The following is a 13,970-nucleotide window of genomic DNA, read 5'->3' as shown; positions in this document are numbered from 1 at the left end:
ATGTGAGTGGTAGTTGCAATGCGGTGGTGATCGCCGCGCGGCGTGCGGAGTCCTTGCCCTCGGGGAGAAATGGCGCGCTACCCTGCACGCGCCCCCGAACGAAGGAGTCCCTCGTCCATGCGCACCCGGCCGACCCTGCTGAGTGCTCTCGCTTTCGGCGCCTGTCTGAGTGCCCTCGCGGGAGCCTGCCAGACCTATGACTTCGAGCCGGTGGAGCCCCTCGCCATCGCGCAGACGACCTTCGAGGAGCCCTTCGTCGGGCGCAGGCTCAAGCCCAACGTCATGCTGTTGGTGGACACCTCCGCCTCCATGACGGACCCGGTGGACACGTCGGACCCCGACTGCCTCGTGCCCGGGAGAGATGACGGCAAGGTCTGCGGGGACACGGATGCCTGCAACCCGGCAGTCTGCCCCACGCGCTGGACGGAGCTGCAGGCCGCGGTGCCGAAGTTCCTCGCCGACACCGGGGCCTTCGTCCGCTTCGGCCTGACGACCTATCCCGACCCGCGCGGAGAAGCCGGCATCCTCGCGTCCTGCCGGACCGCGTCGGAGACCACCGTGCGCAAGGACCTGCCGGTGGCGGAGGACGATGCCTCGCTGCTGGCGAACGCGAATCAAATCAACGACATCATCCAGGGCATCCCCAACGCGGGGACGGGGCGTCCCCTGGGCGGCACGCCGACGAGCCTGAGCCTGCGCTTCGTGAAGAACCTGCCCGGGCTCCAGGACGCGGAGCGCAAGCAGTTCGTGGTGCTGCTCACGGACGGCCTGCCCAACTGCAACGGCGATAACATCTACAAGGGCACAGACCCGCGCTGCCGGTGCACGGCCTCGACCTGTGCGGGGGCGGCGGAGAAGCTGGGCTGCCTGGACATGGAGGCCTCGGTGGAGGCGGTGCGGGAGCTGGCCGGCAAGGAAATCACCACCATCGTCATCGGGTTCGGCACGGAGACGGCGGAGGGTGATGGCCCCGCGGTGCTGGACGCCATGGCCCGTGCTGGCGGCTTCGCCCGCACCTGCAAGGAGGGTCAGACGTCCTGCGGCCCGAATGACCCGTGTGACGCCGTCACGCACCTGTGCCAGCGCCCCTTCTACCAGGCGGGCAACCAGACCGAGCTGGCCCAGGTGCTGGAGGCCATCAGCAAGGAGGTCGTCAACCCGCAGCCCTGCCTCGTCGCGCTGGACCCTTCACAGCTCCCGTCGGACCCCAAGCTCATCGTCGTCTACGTGGAAGAAGTGCGCACCCCCCCGGGAGTGGACACCTGGGAGCTGACGGACCAAGGCGTCCTCTTCACCGGTGCGCTGTGCGAGCGCCTCAAGGCGTCCACGCCGGATGCGCCCATCGACGTGAGCCTTCGCGCCATCCGCCAGCGCTAGGCGGTGCGCTGGCGCCACGCGCCGAGGAGGTGCTCCACCACCTCGTCCAGGCCCACGCCCTTCGTCACCTGGGTGAAGACGAAGGGCCCGTTGCCGCGCATCTTCTTCGCGTCGCGCTCCATGACGCCCAGGTCCGCGCCCACGTGTGGCGCCAGGTCCGTCTTGTTGATGACCAGCAGGTCGGACTGCGTAATCCCGGGGCCGCCCTTGCGCGGCACCTTGTCCCCGCCGGCCACGTCGATGACGTAGACGGTGTAGTCCGCCAGCTCGCGGCTGTACTGCGCCGCGAGGTTGTCGCCGCCGCTCTCCACGATGAGCAGCTCCGGCGACAGCTCCTCCATGAGCTGCTCCAGCGCCATCAGGTTGTGGCTGATGTCCTCGCGGATGGCCGCGTGGGGGCAGCCGCCCGTCTCCACCGCCTTGATTCGCTCGGGGGACAGGGCCTGGTTGCGGACGAGGAACTCGGCGTCCTCCTTGGTGAAGATGTCGTTGGTGACGACGCCCAGGCGGACGCGGTCGCGCAGCTTGCGGCACAGGGCCAGCACCAGCGCCGTCTTCCCGCTGCCCACGGGCCCGCCGATGCCGATGGTGAAGGCGCGGGCCTTGTAGTCGCGCTTCTTCGGCTCCTCGCGCTCGTCGAAGTGGCCCGGGTGGTCCCACTCCTCGTGCTCGTGGTCATGGTCGTCGTCGTGGCCGTGGCCGCGGTGGTCGTCGTGCATGTGCGCTTCACCTCAGGACAGGAAGAGCCTCGAATAGAGCCGGTCGTGCGTGGACCCGAGCAGATCCAACAGGGGAGAGGGCTGCGCCAGGGCGTCCACGCCCAGCCCGGCGCACTGCTCCAGGACGGCGTCCAGCAGCGGCGTGGCCTGATGCTGGAGTTGGTGCGACTCGTGCGTGCCGACGATGCCCAGCCGCACCGCCGCGGACAGCGTGCCCCGCAGCGTCAGGGACAGGTAGAGCGCCTGCGCGTCCGGCAGCGCCACGTCCAGCGCGCGCAGCACCGCGCCGAAGAGGGGCGCATGGTGGAAGCACAGCTTGTCCGCGCGAGCGGCCTCGCGCAGCGGCGCCACCGGCCCGGGGAAGATGCGCGCGCAGGTGTCCAGCAGGGCCCGGCCCTGCGTGCGGCTGGCGCGGTTGGCCACGTGGCTGGTGAGGAAGGCGTCCGCGCGCGCGTCCAGCGCGGGCAGGGTGGTGGGCTCGTGGTGCGCGGCACCGAGCAGCGGCAGCCCGCCATGCCCCGCCTGCCAGAGCAGCTCGCGCACGAAGCGCCGCAGCTCCGGAGCCCCGCGCACCTCGCCCTGCTGCACGGCGGCCTCCAGCCCCGCCGAGTGCGCGAAGCCCCCGGTGGGAAAGCCCGAGTCCGCCAGCTGCAACACCCTCCACGACGCGCCCATGGCTTTCAGCCCTCCATCAGAACAGCGAGTAGAGCTGGGCCAGGGGGAGGATGCGGGCGGGCTCGCAGCGCAGCAGCTCGCCGTCCGCGCGCACCTCGTACGTCTCCGGGTCCACGGTGAGGATGGGCAGGGCGTCGTTGAGCTTCATGTCCCGCTTGCCCAGGCCCCGGCAGCGGCTCACCGCGGACAGGCGCTTGGTGAGCCCCAACTCTCGCGTGGTGCCTTCCGCCAGCGCGCGGGCGGAGACGAAGGCGAGGCTCGTGGCCCCGAGCGCCCGGCCGCGCGCACCGAACATGGGTCGCATGAGGTACGGCTGCGGCGTGGGAATGGACGCGTTGGCGTCACCCATCTGCCCCCAGGCGATGAAGCCGCCCTTGAGCACCAATTCGGGCTTGAGGCCGAAGAAGGCCGGCCGCCACAGCACCAGGTCCGCGAGCTTCCCTGGCTCGACGGAGCCCACCTCGTGCGCCAGCCCATGGGCGATGGCGGGGTTGATGGTGTACTTCGCCACGTAGCGGCGGATGCGGAGGTTGTCGTTGTCGCCGCGCTCGTCGCGCAGCCGGCCGCGCTGCTCGCGCATCTTGTGGGCCGTCTGCCACGTGCGGCAGATGACCTCGCCCACGCGCCCCATGGCCTGGCTGTCGGACGACATCATGCTGATGGCGCCCAGGTCATGGAGGATGTCCTCCGCGGCGATGGTCTCCCCGCGGATGCGGCTCTCCGCGAAGGCGACGTCCTCGGGAATCTCGCGGTCCAGGTGGTGACACACCATGAGCATGTCCAGGTGCTCATCCAGCGTGTTCACCGTGTATGGGCGCGTGGGGTTGGTGGAGCTGGGCAGCACGTTGGGCGCGCCGCACACGCGGATGATGTCCGGGGCGTGTCCGCCTCCCGCGCCCTCGGAGTGGTAGGTGTGGATGGTGCGGCCCTTGAACGCGGCCAGCGAGTCGTCCACGTAGCCGGACTCGTTCAGCGTGTCCGTGTGGATGGTGACCTGGACGTCCTCGCCCTCCGCCACGGAGAGGCAGGTGTCGATGGCGGCCGGCGTGGTGCCCCAGTCCTCGTGCAGCTTCAGGCCGATGGCGCCCGCGCGAATCTGGTCCACGAGCCCCTCGGGCAGGGACGTGTTGCCCTTGCCGGTGAGGCCGATGTTGAGCGGAATGGTGTCCGTGGCCTGGAGCATCCGCTGGAGGTTCCAAGCGCCGGGCGTGCAGGTGGTGGCCTTGGTGCCGGTGGCGGGGCCGGTGCCGCCGCCTACCCACGTGGTGATTCCGCTGGCCAGCGCCTCGTCCGCCTGCTGCGGGCAGATGAAGTGGATGTGCGTGTCCAGCCCGCCCGCGGTGACGATGAGGCCCTCGCCGGCAATGGCCTCGGTGGTGACGCCCACCACCATGCCCGGCGTGACGCCGGCCATGACGTCCGGGTTGCCCGCCTTGCCGATGCCGGCGATGCGGCCGTGCTTGATTCCGATGTCCGCCTTGTAGATGCCCGTCCAGTCGAGGATGAGCGCGTTGGTGATGACGCAGTCGAGCGCCCTGTCGTCGCCGACGCCGGCCTGCTGGCCCATGCCCTCGCGCAGCACCTTGCCGCCGCCGAACTTGCACTCGTCGCCGTAGACGGTGGCGTCGCGCTCCACCTCGGCCCACAGCCCCGTGTCGCCCAGCCGCACCCGGTCTCCCGTGGTGGGGCCGAACATGTCCGCGTAGTGGCGGCGGTCCATCTTCCGGCTCATGAGCCCTCCTCCTGGTGACCGAAGCCCTGCGCGCGCACCGCGTCCATGGCGCGCTCGCGGCCCTCGGGTGACACCTTCCCGCTGCCCAGCGCGTTGCCGCCGCGCACCACCGCGTCCCCGGCGATGGAGACGAGCGGCACCGTCTTCGTTTCCCCCGGCTCGAAGCGCACCGCCGTGCCCGCGGGGATGTCCAGGCGCCGGCCGTAGGCCTTCGCCCGGTCGAAGACGAGCGCACGGTTCGTCTCGAAGAAGGGGTAGTGGCTGCCCACCTGGATGGGCCGGTCTCCCTTGTGCGTCACGCGCAGGGAGATGGCGTCGCGCCCGTCGTTGAGGACCAGCTCGCCGGGGAGCACGCGTACCTCGCCGGGCGGGCCCTCCTGCGTGGGCGCGGGCACGCTGAAGCGCTCGCGCGGGGGCACCGGCAGGAAGCTGCCGTAGAGGGCCAACTCCAAATCGCCGTGCTCGGCGACGACGGGGTGGTGCACCGTCACCAGCTTGGAGCCGTCCGGGAAGGTGCCCTCCACCTGCACCTCCGCCAGCAGCTCCGGCACGCCCTCCATCACCTGCGCGCGGCCCAGGAGGCGGCGGCCCAGGTCCATCAGCTCGGCCACGCCCCGGCCGTCACGGATGAACTCCAGCAACTGCGTGGCGATGAGCGCCACCGCCTCCGGGTAGTTGAGCCGGACGCCTCGCGCGAGGCGCTTCTGCGCGAGGAAGCCGGCCTGGTGCAGCAGCAGCTTGTCGACGTCTCTTGGGGAGAGGTGCACGCCCGCAGGCTAGCGCGCTGCGTCAGTCACTTCCAAGGTGAGCCTGCGTTCAGGTTCGGTGACTGTCGCGACGACGTCATCTGGCCGATGAGTGGGGCCAGCGCCTCACCCACCCCAGCTCAACGGAACGTAGGCCTGGAGCTGGGAGCTCTGGGTCTGGGAGCTGTAGAGCGTGCAAGGCAGGTACGCATTCTGGGTGGTGTCCGTGTCCAGGGGACAGAAGTACATGTCGGTCCGCAGGTTGCCCCACTTGTCCGTGGCATCGACCCAGACCGCGTAGCTCGTGTTCAGGTCCAGGCTCGCGGCGAAGAGGAGGTTGTAGAACCAGGGGGGCTGCGTCAGCGTGGTCCTGAACGTGGGGTCGATGCCGAGCCCTCCCCGGAGGACGACAGTCTTCAGCCCCCGAGGGTCGCTGATGGTGGAGACGGCCACCTGGTACGAGTGGCCGGAGCCGTACATGGTGAAGCCCTGGATGACGGGCGCGGTGTTGTCGGCGGTCACTGTCCGGGACTCCGGTGGGCTCCAGGCCCCGTAGACGTCGAAGCACTGGAACAGCATCGAGTAGTCCCTGTCCGCCCGCGTGGTGGTGTCCACCACGAACTCGTAGGGCGGCGTGCTGTCCGACTGCAGGACCGCGCCGTTCTCCCGCATCTCCACGTGGTGCACGCCGTCGAAGTCGTTGCACTGCACGGTGAACTTCGGCTTCTTCGGCTGGGTGTCGTCGCGGGCGATGGAGGAGATGCCGGGGGGCGTGTAGACCTTGCTGAAGGTCGTCTGGAACTGGGTCAGGTTGCCGCAGTTGTCCCGGACCAGGGCCTGGAAGGCGTGCACTCCGACGGATACCGCCTCGGCGGCCATGACCACGACGTAGCCGGGCGTGGTGGGCTGGCCCACGAGGGTGCCGTCCACGTACAGGGCATACGGGTACTGGACGCCGCAGGTGTCGGACGTGCCGACGGTGAGCGTCATGGTGCCGGTGTAGCCCTGCTGGGCGCTGAACGTCACGGCGGGAGGCGCCTTGTCGAGCGGCGCGGCCACGGTGGCGGTGCCCTTGTTCCCGAAGGAGTCCGTCACCTCCACGGTGAGGTTGTGGGGCAGCGGGTCCACCGGCGAGTACGTCGCCGAGTAGGGAGAGCCCGTGGTGCGGGTGGCGAAGACGAGCCCGTCCACCTTGAAGTCCGCGCGGACCAGCGCCGAGGCATCCGTCGCGGTGGCGTTGACGGGGAAGGGCGGGGTGGTGCCGCCGCCCACGGTCATTGTCACCACCGGCCGGGTGTTGTCCACCAGCAGCGCGTGGTTGAGGACGGTGACGTTGTTGAACGAGTCATACACCTTCGCGACCATGGCGTGGGTGCCGTCGCTCCAGGTGGAGGTGTCGAAGGTCTTGTCGTAGGGCGGGGTGAGCACCGTGGCCAGCAGCTGGGTGCCTTCGAGGAACTCGACCTTGAGGATGCCCGAGGGGTCGGTGGCCGTGACGCTGAGCAGGGGCTGCTTGGGGGTGCCCAGGCGGGACAGCGTGGCCTGCGGCCCCGTCTTGTCGAAGGCGACGGTGACGGTCCGGGTGGCCACGTTGTTCCAGCCGTCCCAGGCCTTCAGCTGGATGACGTAGCTCGCGGTGGAGAGCGACGTGCCGGGGAACGTCTGCGTGAACTGCCAGTCCAGCAGCGAGTTCTTCAGCGAGGTGCCCAGCACGGAAAGCTGGGCGGGCCGCAGGGGCTCGCCGGGAATCTGCCCGGCGTCGGTGACGCTACCGGTGCACCGGATGTCGAGGGCCACCTGCTGGCAGGACAGCGTCGTCCGCGGAGGGTCCTCGTCGGGCCGGCCGCCCACGGCGATGGCCGCGAAGGCGTAGGCCACCGCCTTGCGCTGCTGCTCTCCGGTCACGCTGTCCTCCTGGCGCGCCACCTCGAGGGCCAGCTCCCGGGTCTGGAGGTAGTCCGCGCCCATGGGCATGTTCGCCAGCGTCAGCGCCCAGATGCGCGCCGCGCGCACGGGACCGATGCCGGCGAAGCCCTCGGGAATTCGCGGGCAGTTCTTCTCCGTCCAGCTCCCCGAGGAGGGCATGGGCTCACAGCCGTACGCGAGCCGCAGGAACATCAGCGAGATGGGGCCGGAGGACTTGTGCTCGTCCTGCCTGCCGATGCCGTCGTACCACTCGTTGTAGGTGGGGATGAGGAGGTTGCGGGAGACCTGCCCGACCTGCTCGCCAAGGGTGTAGTTGGAGGTCTGGGGCACCATCTGGTCGATGTAGCTGGGCTGGCGTCCGCCCCTGATGGCATCCCGGGTGAGCTCGGTGAGGAATCCGATGATGTCCCCCGTGCCCTCGCTGATGCCGTTCAGCTCGGTATTGCTGAGGTCCGAGGCCATCCCGTCCGAAGAGAGCTCCGACCAGAAGAAGTCATGCCCGAGCTCGTGGGCGATGATGTCGGTCGCCGTCAGGGGGACGCGGTACGGCTTCATGGGGAAGGTGATGAGCCAAGTATAGCCCACCAGGAGCTGCGGCTTGGTGGGACTGGGGGAGTAGTACGCGTTGGCGTCGGGGAGGTGGAGCCGGACGGGCATGGGCCTGCCGCGCCCGTTGGGCCCGTCGCGCTTGAGGATGGTGTTGAAGAAGGTCCACGTCATGTTCACGGCGTAGAACGCGTCCACCGCCGCGGTCTCCCCGTTCACGCTGTCCGGTTCGTTGCTGGTGGTGAACACCTTCCCGTCGCCGAACCTCGGGGTGTAGCTGAAGTAGATGTCGGAGTCGGACGAGGTGCTCTTGAAGATGTTCCCGTGCGTGTCCCGGAGCTCGTACAGCTGCTCGCTCGAGTCGTAGAAGGTGAGGAACGAATGGGTCCCGGAGTTGAGGCCGTACCCGGTGACGGTCCGGAAATCGCCCGCATCGAACCGGAGCGGGGTCAGCTTCAGCACCTGCCCCGACAGGGCGTCCACGTCAGCAATCCACGGCGTCTCGACTGGGAGGTCCGGGTCACGCGTGGACAGCTCCAGCCGGTAGACGAGCGTGAAGCCCGTCACCACCCGCTCGTAGTGCGCGGCATTGGGGAGCGCGACGGTCGCGGGTGGGGCATCCGCCCTGCGTCGGCGCTCCTCCTGGGGCAGCAGCACGAGCTGGGCGCCGGTCAGTTGCGCGGAAGCGTCCGCCAGCCGCTCCAGGGCGGCCTGTACCGCCTGCTCCTGCGTCACCCGGGGCTTCGTCTCGGCGCGCACGCCGGGCGCCAGCCGGGCGTTGGTGAAGTGCGTCTGGCCCTGCGCCGTCTTCGCCTCCAGGCCCCAGACGGGCACGCCCCGCAGTTGCAGTTGATGGCGCAGCCCCGTCCCCCCGGGCTTCTCCACCAGCGTCGCCTCGCGCAGGTCGAAGCCGCGCTCCACGGCCAGTTGCTCCGCGCGGGCCCGGGGCGTTGATTCCAGTGGCTCCTGTGAGTCCCCCTGAGTGGGCTCGCACCCCACCGCCAGGCACACGAGTGCCGTCCACATCCAGAGAATGCTTCGCATTTGAACTTCCCCCTCTATTCCGGCCCGCACCTTGCCGTGCGAGCAGGCCCCGCATTGTCGTGGGGAGGGAGAAAAAGTTCCCTGCCGCGCCGCGTCTGGCGCCTACACGCGCCGCGCCCACGGGTCGTCGCCCAGCAGGGTCGGCAGGAAGGACAGCCAGGCGCGGGTGGCGCGCAGCAATTCCTCCACGGAGACGGCGGCGGCGCGCAGCAGCAGGCCGTCGGTGCCGAGCGGACTGACGGAGGGAATCAGCGCCGCGCGGGAGGACACGGGCAGCGCGGCGAGCTGGGTGGAGAGCGACTCGCGGGCGGAGGCCAGCGCCGGGCCCAGGAGGAGCACGGAGGCCAGCGCGTTGAAGCGGCCCAGGCGCTCGGGCAGGGGCCCGTGTGCCGGGTCCAGCAGCCAGCGCTCGTCCACGCGGGCGCGGCCGTCCACGCGGACTCGCAGTGTGGATGTGTAGTGCGTGAAGGCCCAGCGCTCGCCGCTGGCGTCACGGCCGGAGGTGACGAGGTCCACGAAGACGAGCGAGGCGCTGGAGTGCAGGTGCAGGTCGAACGCCTGCGCATACCGCGCGCCGGTGAAGCACACCGTGGGGTCCGGCACCACGGCGAGCAGCGCACCTTCCTCCACGCGGGCGGTGAGCTCGCTGCGGCAGCCGTTGGGAGAGCGGTAGACGCGGTTGGCGCCCTGGGTGGACACGAGCGCGGAGGCGCCCGGTGCCACGTCCACCTCCAACGAGACATGGTCCCCGTCCACCAGCCCGCCGCCCAGCGAGCTGGTGTACGCCCACGCGGCATGGCCGTGGTTGCGCGGGGTGAGCAGCCGCAGCGGACTGTGGGCGAGCGCGGTGCGCACCACGGTGCGCGGCCCCGCGCGCTCGAAGGCGAGCCGCGCGAAGCCGGCGCGTCCGGTGCGGGAGGGCGCTTCCGTGGAAGTGGGGGCATCCATGGGGCGAGCCTGCGGCACGCACGGCCGGCACACAACGCCTGTCATGGCTTCATCGCGGTGTGGAAGCCCGCCTTCGCGCGTCACGCGGGGGCAGAGATGCCCTTCAGGTAGTCCTTGAAGATGGCTTCGTCGATGGACCACTCACCCTTGCCCGGGTTTTCCTGCACGAACTGCCCGAAGGTCGTATCCGGTTCCATGGGGCCCCAGGGGTTGGAGAAGTAGACCCTGCCGTTCTCGAAGCGGGAGATGCTCATCACGTGGCCCATGCCTCCGGGCTCGGGGGAGGCGCGAAGGTGGGCCAGGTACGGAGGGTTGGGATTCTCGCCCAGCCTGCCCATGCGAGCACGCACCACGGCGATGTTGGTATCGGACGTGACGAAGCGATAGGGCCGCCCGTAGAGCTGGCTCGCCAGCTCCGCCGTCTCCTTGGGCGCGAGTCCCTGCTGCCACTCGCCCTGGCTGTCCCGCCATCGGTCGGCGCGCGCGTCGTACGTGTTCTCGCCGGTCGCACGCTGGAGGGTGGAGCTCTGGAAGATGCCCTCGGACGGCGTGCGCAGGTCCTCTTCGTAGGGGAGCCGCCGCGTCCGGTAGATGTTGGCGCGCTGCTGCTGGGGCGTCAGGCCGGAGGGCGGCTGCTGGAACTTGGCGCGGTCGAACAGCGACTGCTCCAGCTTCAGCTCCGCGCCCCCGCGCATCTTCACCGTGCCCGAGGTGGAGGTCAGCCCCTTCATCAGGCGCACGTATTCCGACGGGTCTCTCGCCGCCAGCTCCCGCTGGAGCGTGGCGACCTGGCAGCTGTTCACCTGGCCCTGATGGATTCGCTGGGGCGCGGCCACGTCGCCGAGGACGGACTCCAGCAGCTCCCCCCGGCCGATGTTCGCCTTCGCCAGGCTGGGGTGCTGGGCCTGGGTGGCCAGGTCCGTGAGGTTGTCCACCAGCGCCCTGCCCTGGCTGTCCGGAGTGGTCAGCCGGTTCGCGTCCCTCGCCAGCAGCTTGAGGTCCCGGAGCCCGCGCGGAGTCGTCTCCGCGATGACCTTGCACAGTCCTTCCCGCTGGGACGGCGAGAGCCTGGACCAGGAGGGCTGCGACATGATGTCGTGGATGGCGTCCGCGGCCACCGGCTCCCGGGCGAGCCTCGCCTTCACGGCGGCCTGTGCCTCGGGGGAGAGGCCCTCGAGCTGCTTGTCGAGCTTCGCGCGCGCCTGCGCGGTGCGAGCCGCGGGCCCGGCTCGGGTGGGGCCGCTCGCGTCGGTGCTGTTCGACACGGAGGGTGGGTTGCTGCCTTCCGACGCCGCCTTCCTTCTGGCAGGCATGCCGTCGGCTTGAAGCGCTTCAGGCGCTCCATCCCTGCTCCCATCCGCCCGGCTCGTGGCCTCGCTGCCCGACCTCCGGGCTCCCTTTGCCAGGTGGAGACCGCCCGCGAGGCCCGCCCCGGTGAGGCCACCGGCCACCGCGCCGATGGTGCCATCCACCACCGCGCGGGTGGCGATGTCTCCCAGGGCATTCATCACGCCGTTGTCCCAGGTCTCGCTGCGCGTGGCCGCGTCCATCACCCCGCCGGCCGCGCCTCCCGCCGCGCCCTCCTTCACCCCTTCCTTCGCGGCCTGCTTGATGCTGCTGCCCGCCGTCTGCTTCGCGGCGGTGGTGCCCGCCTCCTTCGCGGCGGTGGTGCCTGCTTCCTTCGCGGCGGTGGTGCCTGCTTCCTTCGCGGCGGTGGTGCCTGCTTCCTTCGCGGCGGTGGTGCCCGCCTCCTTCGCCACGGTGGTGGCTCCCGTCCGGGCTCCCGTCGCGGCCCCCTCCTTCGCCAGGGTGGTGCCACCCGCGCGTGCTCCGGACGTCAGCGCGCTCGCACCTCGGCCCACGGGGATGACGGCCGTCGCGCCCTCCGCCGCGCCAATCAGCGCCTGCCGCCCCAGGTCCTGCGCTCCGGCCGCGCCACCCTGGAAGGCCGCGTACGTCGCCGCCCGCGTGCCCGCGCCCAGCGCCGCGTACCCCGCGAGCGCCAGCGGCGCCGCCGCGCCTCCGGTGGCAATCACCGCCGCGCCCGTGACGACGATGACCGCTGCCGTCGCCGCGCCCTCCGCCAGCGAGTCCTTGCTCGCCTGAAGCGCCTTCACGTCCTCCGTCGCATACCCGGTGAGCGCAGTGGCCCGCTCCGTGTCACCCGTCGCAATCGCCGTGTCCGCCCGCTCCAGGTTGCGGTCCAGCCGGTCGTTGTCCGACTCGCCCTTGATGGCCCGCTGCGTGTTGTCGAGCACCCACGTGCCGAAGCCCTTCTCGTTCGCCTGCTGCTCGCGAAGCCGCCGTACGCGCTCCGCGTTGGCATTCGGGTCGTTCGCGTCGACCGCGCCCAGGTCATACATCTGCTCGAGCAGCTCGAGCTGCTCGCGGCCATCCAGCTCGGAGTCCAGCTCCTTGCGCAGGTCCTTGCCGTACTTCTCCTTGTACGCCGCGGTGATGGTGTCCAGCTCGGCCTTGGACTTGCCCTGCAGCTCGTTCCGCAGCGCGTCCTCGTCCGTGCCCGCGCCGTCCATGGCCAGGTGGAGTCGCTCGGCGGAGGCCTCCGCCTGTGCCTTCGTGTCGCCTTCCTTCGGCGGGTTGAGCAGCCGCAGTGTCACCTCCGCGTCCGCGCCGCCCCACTTGCGCACCTCGCTCTCCAACGATTTGCCCGTCTGCTTCTGGTACTCGGCCTTGATGGCGTCCAGCTGCTCGGGCGTCTTGCCCTCCAGCACGCCGCGCACGGCCTTCTCGTCCGCGCCGAAGACGCCATCCATGGAGTCGCGAAGGCGCGCGGTGTCCGCCTGGGCGCTGTTGCCCTGGAGCAGGCCCATGGCCCGGTCGTACTCCTCCTTCGACAGGTCGCCCTTCAGGTCCTTCAGCAGGGCCTGGTCCTGGAGCAGGATGGCGCGCTGCTCGGGCGTGGCCTTCTCCAGTCGCTGGAAGATGCGGTCCTCGTCGGTGCCCAGGCCGCTGATGTCCTCGCGCAGGCCGTCCTTGATGGCCTGGGCCTCCAGCTTCGCGGCCTCCTCGGGCGTCTTCGCCTGGCTGACGCCGAGCAGGTTGCGCGCCCGCGCCATCTCGTCCTTGTCGAGCTCCTTCTCAAGCTTCGACAGCATGAAGTCCTCGGGCGACTGGCCCGCCGGAGCGCCGCCCTTCAGCTCCGCGTACTTCTCGGCGATGGCGTGCCGCTCCTCGGGGGACTTCTTCTCCAGCGTCTTGAGGATTTCCTCCGACGAGCCGAACGTCCCGTCCAGCTCCGCCTGGATGGCCACCGCGTCGCTCTTCGCGCCGTCACCTTTGAGCAGGGCCTCCGCCTTCTTGAGGTCGGCGCCGCTCATCTCCTTGCGGATGAGCTTGTCCAGGTCCTTCCCGTACTGGTCCTTGTACGTCTTGCGGAGCGTTTCAATCTGCTCGGGCGTCTTGCCCGCCAGCGTCTTGTGGACTTTCTCCTCGTCGGTGCCCCAGCCGGTGACGCCTCCCTCCATCGCGTCGTGAAGAGCGGCGGCGTCCTTCGTGGCCTGCTCCTGGGTGTACGACGGCTTCTGCTCGGCGGGAGGCGGCGCGGCATCCGCCACCATCATTCGCTGCAGCTCGGGGGACACCTTCTCCTTCACCAGCGCGTCCGCGCGAGCGGGGCTCCCGGGAGGCGTGTCGAAGATGCGCTTCGCCGCGCCGGCCTTCAGCGTGCCCACCGGCTGATAGTGGGGCTGGTCCTTCAGGTACGCGTCCATCGACGCGTAGCTCTTGCGCGAGGCCGGGTCGAAGACGCCGTTGCCCTGGCGGATGACGACGTGGCCCGACTCACCCTCCACGCCCGGGCGGCTGTCCTTCAGGAAGACCATCTCCGAGCGTGCGCGAATCTCCGGCGACGCCAGGTCCAGCCAGTCCGCCGCCTGGTCCAGGCAGTTGGCCCGGCCGTCGCGCACGTCCTCGGTGAGCAGCGAGCTGGCCGGCGGCGTGGGGTCCGCGGAGAGCTCGGGCCCCTTCGGCTTCACCCCGGCCTGGAACCCGGAGCGCGACGGCTGGGGCTGTTGCCCCTTCGTCGCCTGCTCGGCCAGCTTCGCCTGGGCCTCCGCGGCCCGGCGGGCGGCCTCGGCGGCCTGTCGTGCGGCAGCCTCGGCCGCCTCTCGCGCGCGGCGCTGGATTTCTGCGGCGGCGGTGAACGAGTTCGGGTTGATGGAGGTCATGGCGAATCCTCGGGGACATGCAAAACAATGACGTCGGGGGGCTCCACACATGAGGAGCCACCGTCCGTAT

At 70.3% G+C, this 13,970-nt stretch carries 8 protein-coding genes; 1 reads left to right on the top strand and 7 read right to left on the bottom strand.

Annotation, left to right across the window (positions count from 1 at the left end; all coding sequences use genetic code 11):
• The first annotated feature begins 117 nt into the window (after positions 1–117).
• The gene (gene cglB / locus OV427_RS15195; RefSeq protein WP_267856826.1) at positions 118–1,377 is read left to right on the top strand and encodes an adventurous gliding motility lipoprotein CglB; all 1,260 of its coding nucleotides are present in this window, start codon (positions 118–120) and stop codon (positions 1,375–1,377) included.
• Here cglB and ureG read toward each other — a convergent pair.
• From ureG to OV427_RS15160, 7 genes are all read right to left on the bottom strand, one after another.
• The gene (ureG, locus tag OV427_RS15190; RefSeq protein ID WP_267856825.1) at positions 1,374–2,096 is read right to left on the bottom strand and encodes an urease accessory protein UreG; all 723 of its coding nucleotides are present in this window, start codon (positions 2,094–2,096) and stop codon (positions 1,374–1,376) included. The two genes, cglB and ureG, sit on opposite strands and share 4 nt — an antisense overlap.
• Positions 2,097–2,108: 12 nt before the next feature.
• Entirely contained in the window at positions 2,109–2,771 is a 663-nt protein-coding gene (locus OV427_RS15185) for an urease accessory protein UreF (protein ID WP_267856824.1), read from the bottom strand.
• A gap of 16 nt (positions 2,772–2,787) precedes the next feature.
• Positions 2,788–4,503 carry an urease subunit alpha gene (gene ureC / locus OV427_RS15180; protein ID WP_267856823.1) on the bottom strand — a complete coding sequence of 572 codons (1,716 nt, stop codon included), beginning with the start codon at positions 4,501–4,503 and terminating at the stop codon, positions 2,788–2,790.
• Positions 4,500–5,270 carry an urease subunit gamma gene (gene ureA, locus OV427_RS15175; RefSeq protein WP_267856822.1) on the bottom strand — a complete coding sequence of 257 codons (771 nt, stop codon included), beginning with the start codon at positions 5,268–5,270 and terminating at the stop codon, positions 4,500–4,502. The genes ureC and ureA overlap by 4 nt, the downstream gene beginning before the upstream one ends.
• 105 nt (positions 5,271–5,375) lie before the next feature.
• Entirely contained in the window at positions 5,376–8,765 is a 3,390-nt protein-coding gene (locus OV427_RS15170) for an Ig-like domain-containing protein (RefSeq protein WP_267856821.1), read from the bottom strand.
• A gap of 102 nt (positions 8,766–8,867) precedes the next feature.
• The gene (locus tag OV427_RS15165; RefSeq protein WP_267856820.1) at positions 8,868–9,713 is read right to left on the bottom strand and encodes an urease accessory protein UreD; all 846 of its coding nucleotides are present in this window, start codon (positions 9,711–9,713) and stop codon (positions 8,868–8,870) included.
• An 80-nt stretch (positions 9,714–9,793) separates the two neighbouring features.
• The gene (locus OV427_RS15160; RefSeq protein WP_267856819.1) at positions 9,794–13,900 is read right to left on the bottom strand and encodes a hypothetical protein; all 4,107 of its coding nucleotides are present in this window, start codon (positions 13,898–13,900) and stop codon (positions 9,794–9,796) included.
• Positions 13,901–13,970 lie beyond the last annotated feature (70 nt).

The organism is Pyxidicoccus sp. MSG2, assembly GCF_026626705.1.
GTDB lineage: Bacteria > Myxococcota > Myxococcia > Myxococcales > Myxococcaceae > Myxococcus.
Note: the sequence above shows the minus strand (reverse complement) of the source record. Positions and strands in the feature narration are given on the sequence as shown.

Excerpts from the sequence above, each read along its gene's own strand:
- OV427_RS15160 (WP_267856819.1), bottom strand. The coding sequence starts at position 13,900 with ATGACCTCCATCAACCCGAACTCGTTCACCGCCGCCGCAGAAATCCAG.
- cglB (WP_267856826.1), top strand. The coding sequence starts at position 118 with ATGCGCACCCGGCCGACCCTGCTGAGTGCTCTCGCTTTCGGCGCCTGT.
- OV427_RS15165 (WP_267856820.1), bottom strand. The coding sequence starts at position 9,713 with ATGGATGCCCCCACTTCCACGGAAGCGCCCTCCCGCACCGGACGCGCC.
- ureG (WP_267856825.1), bottom strand. The coding sequence starts at position 2,096 with ATGCACGACGACCACCGCGGCCACGGCCACGACGACGACCATGACCAC.
- ureC (WP_267856823.1), bottom strand. The coding sequence starts at position 4,503 with ATGAGCCGGAAGATGGACCGCCGCCACTACGCGGACATGTTCGGCCCC.
- OV427_RS15170 (WP_267856821.1), bottom strand. The coding sequence starts at position 8,765 with ATGCGAAGCATTCTCTGGATGTGGACGGCACTCGTGTGCCTGGCGGTG.
- OV427_RS15185 (WP_267856824.1), bottom strand. The coding sequence starts at position 2,771 with ATGGGCGCGTCGTGGAGGGTGTTGCAGCTGGCGGACTCGGGCTTTCCC.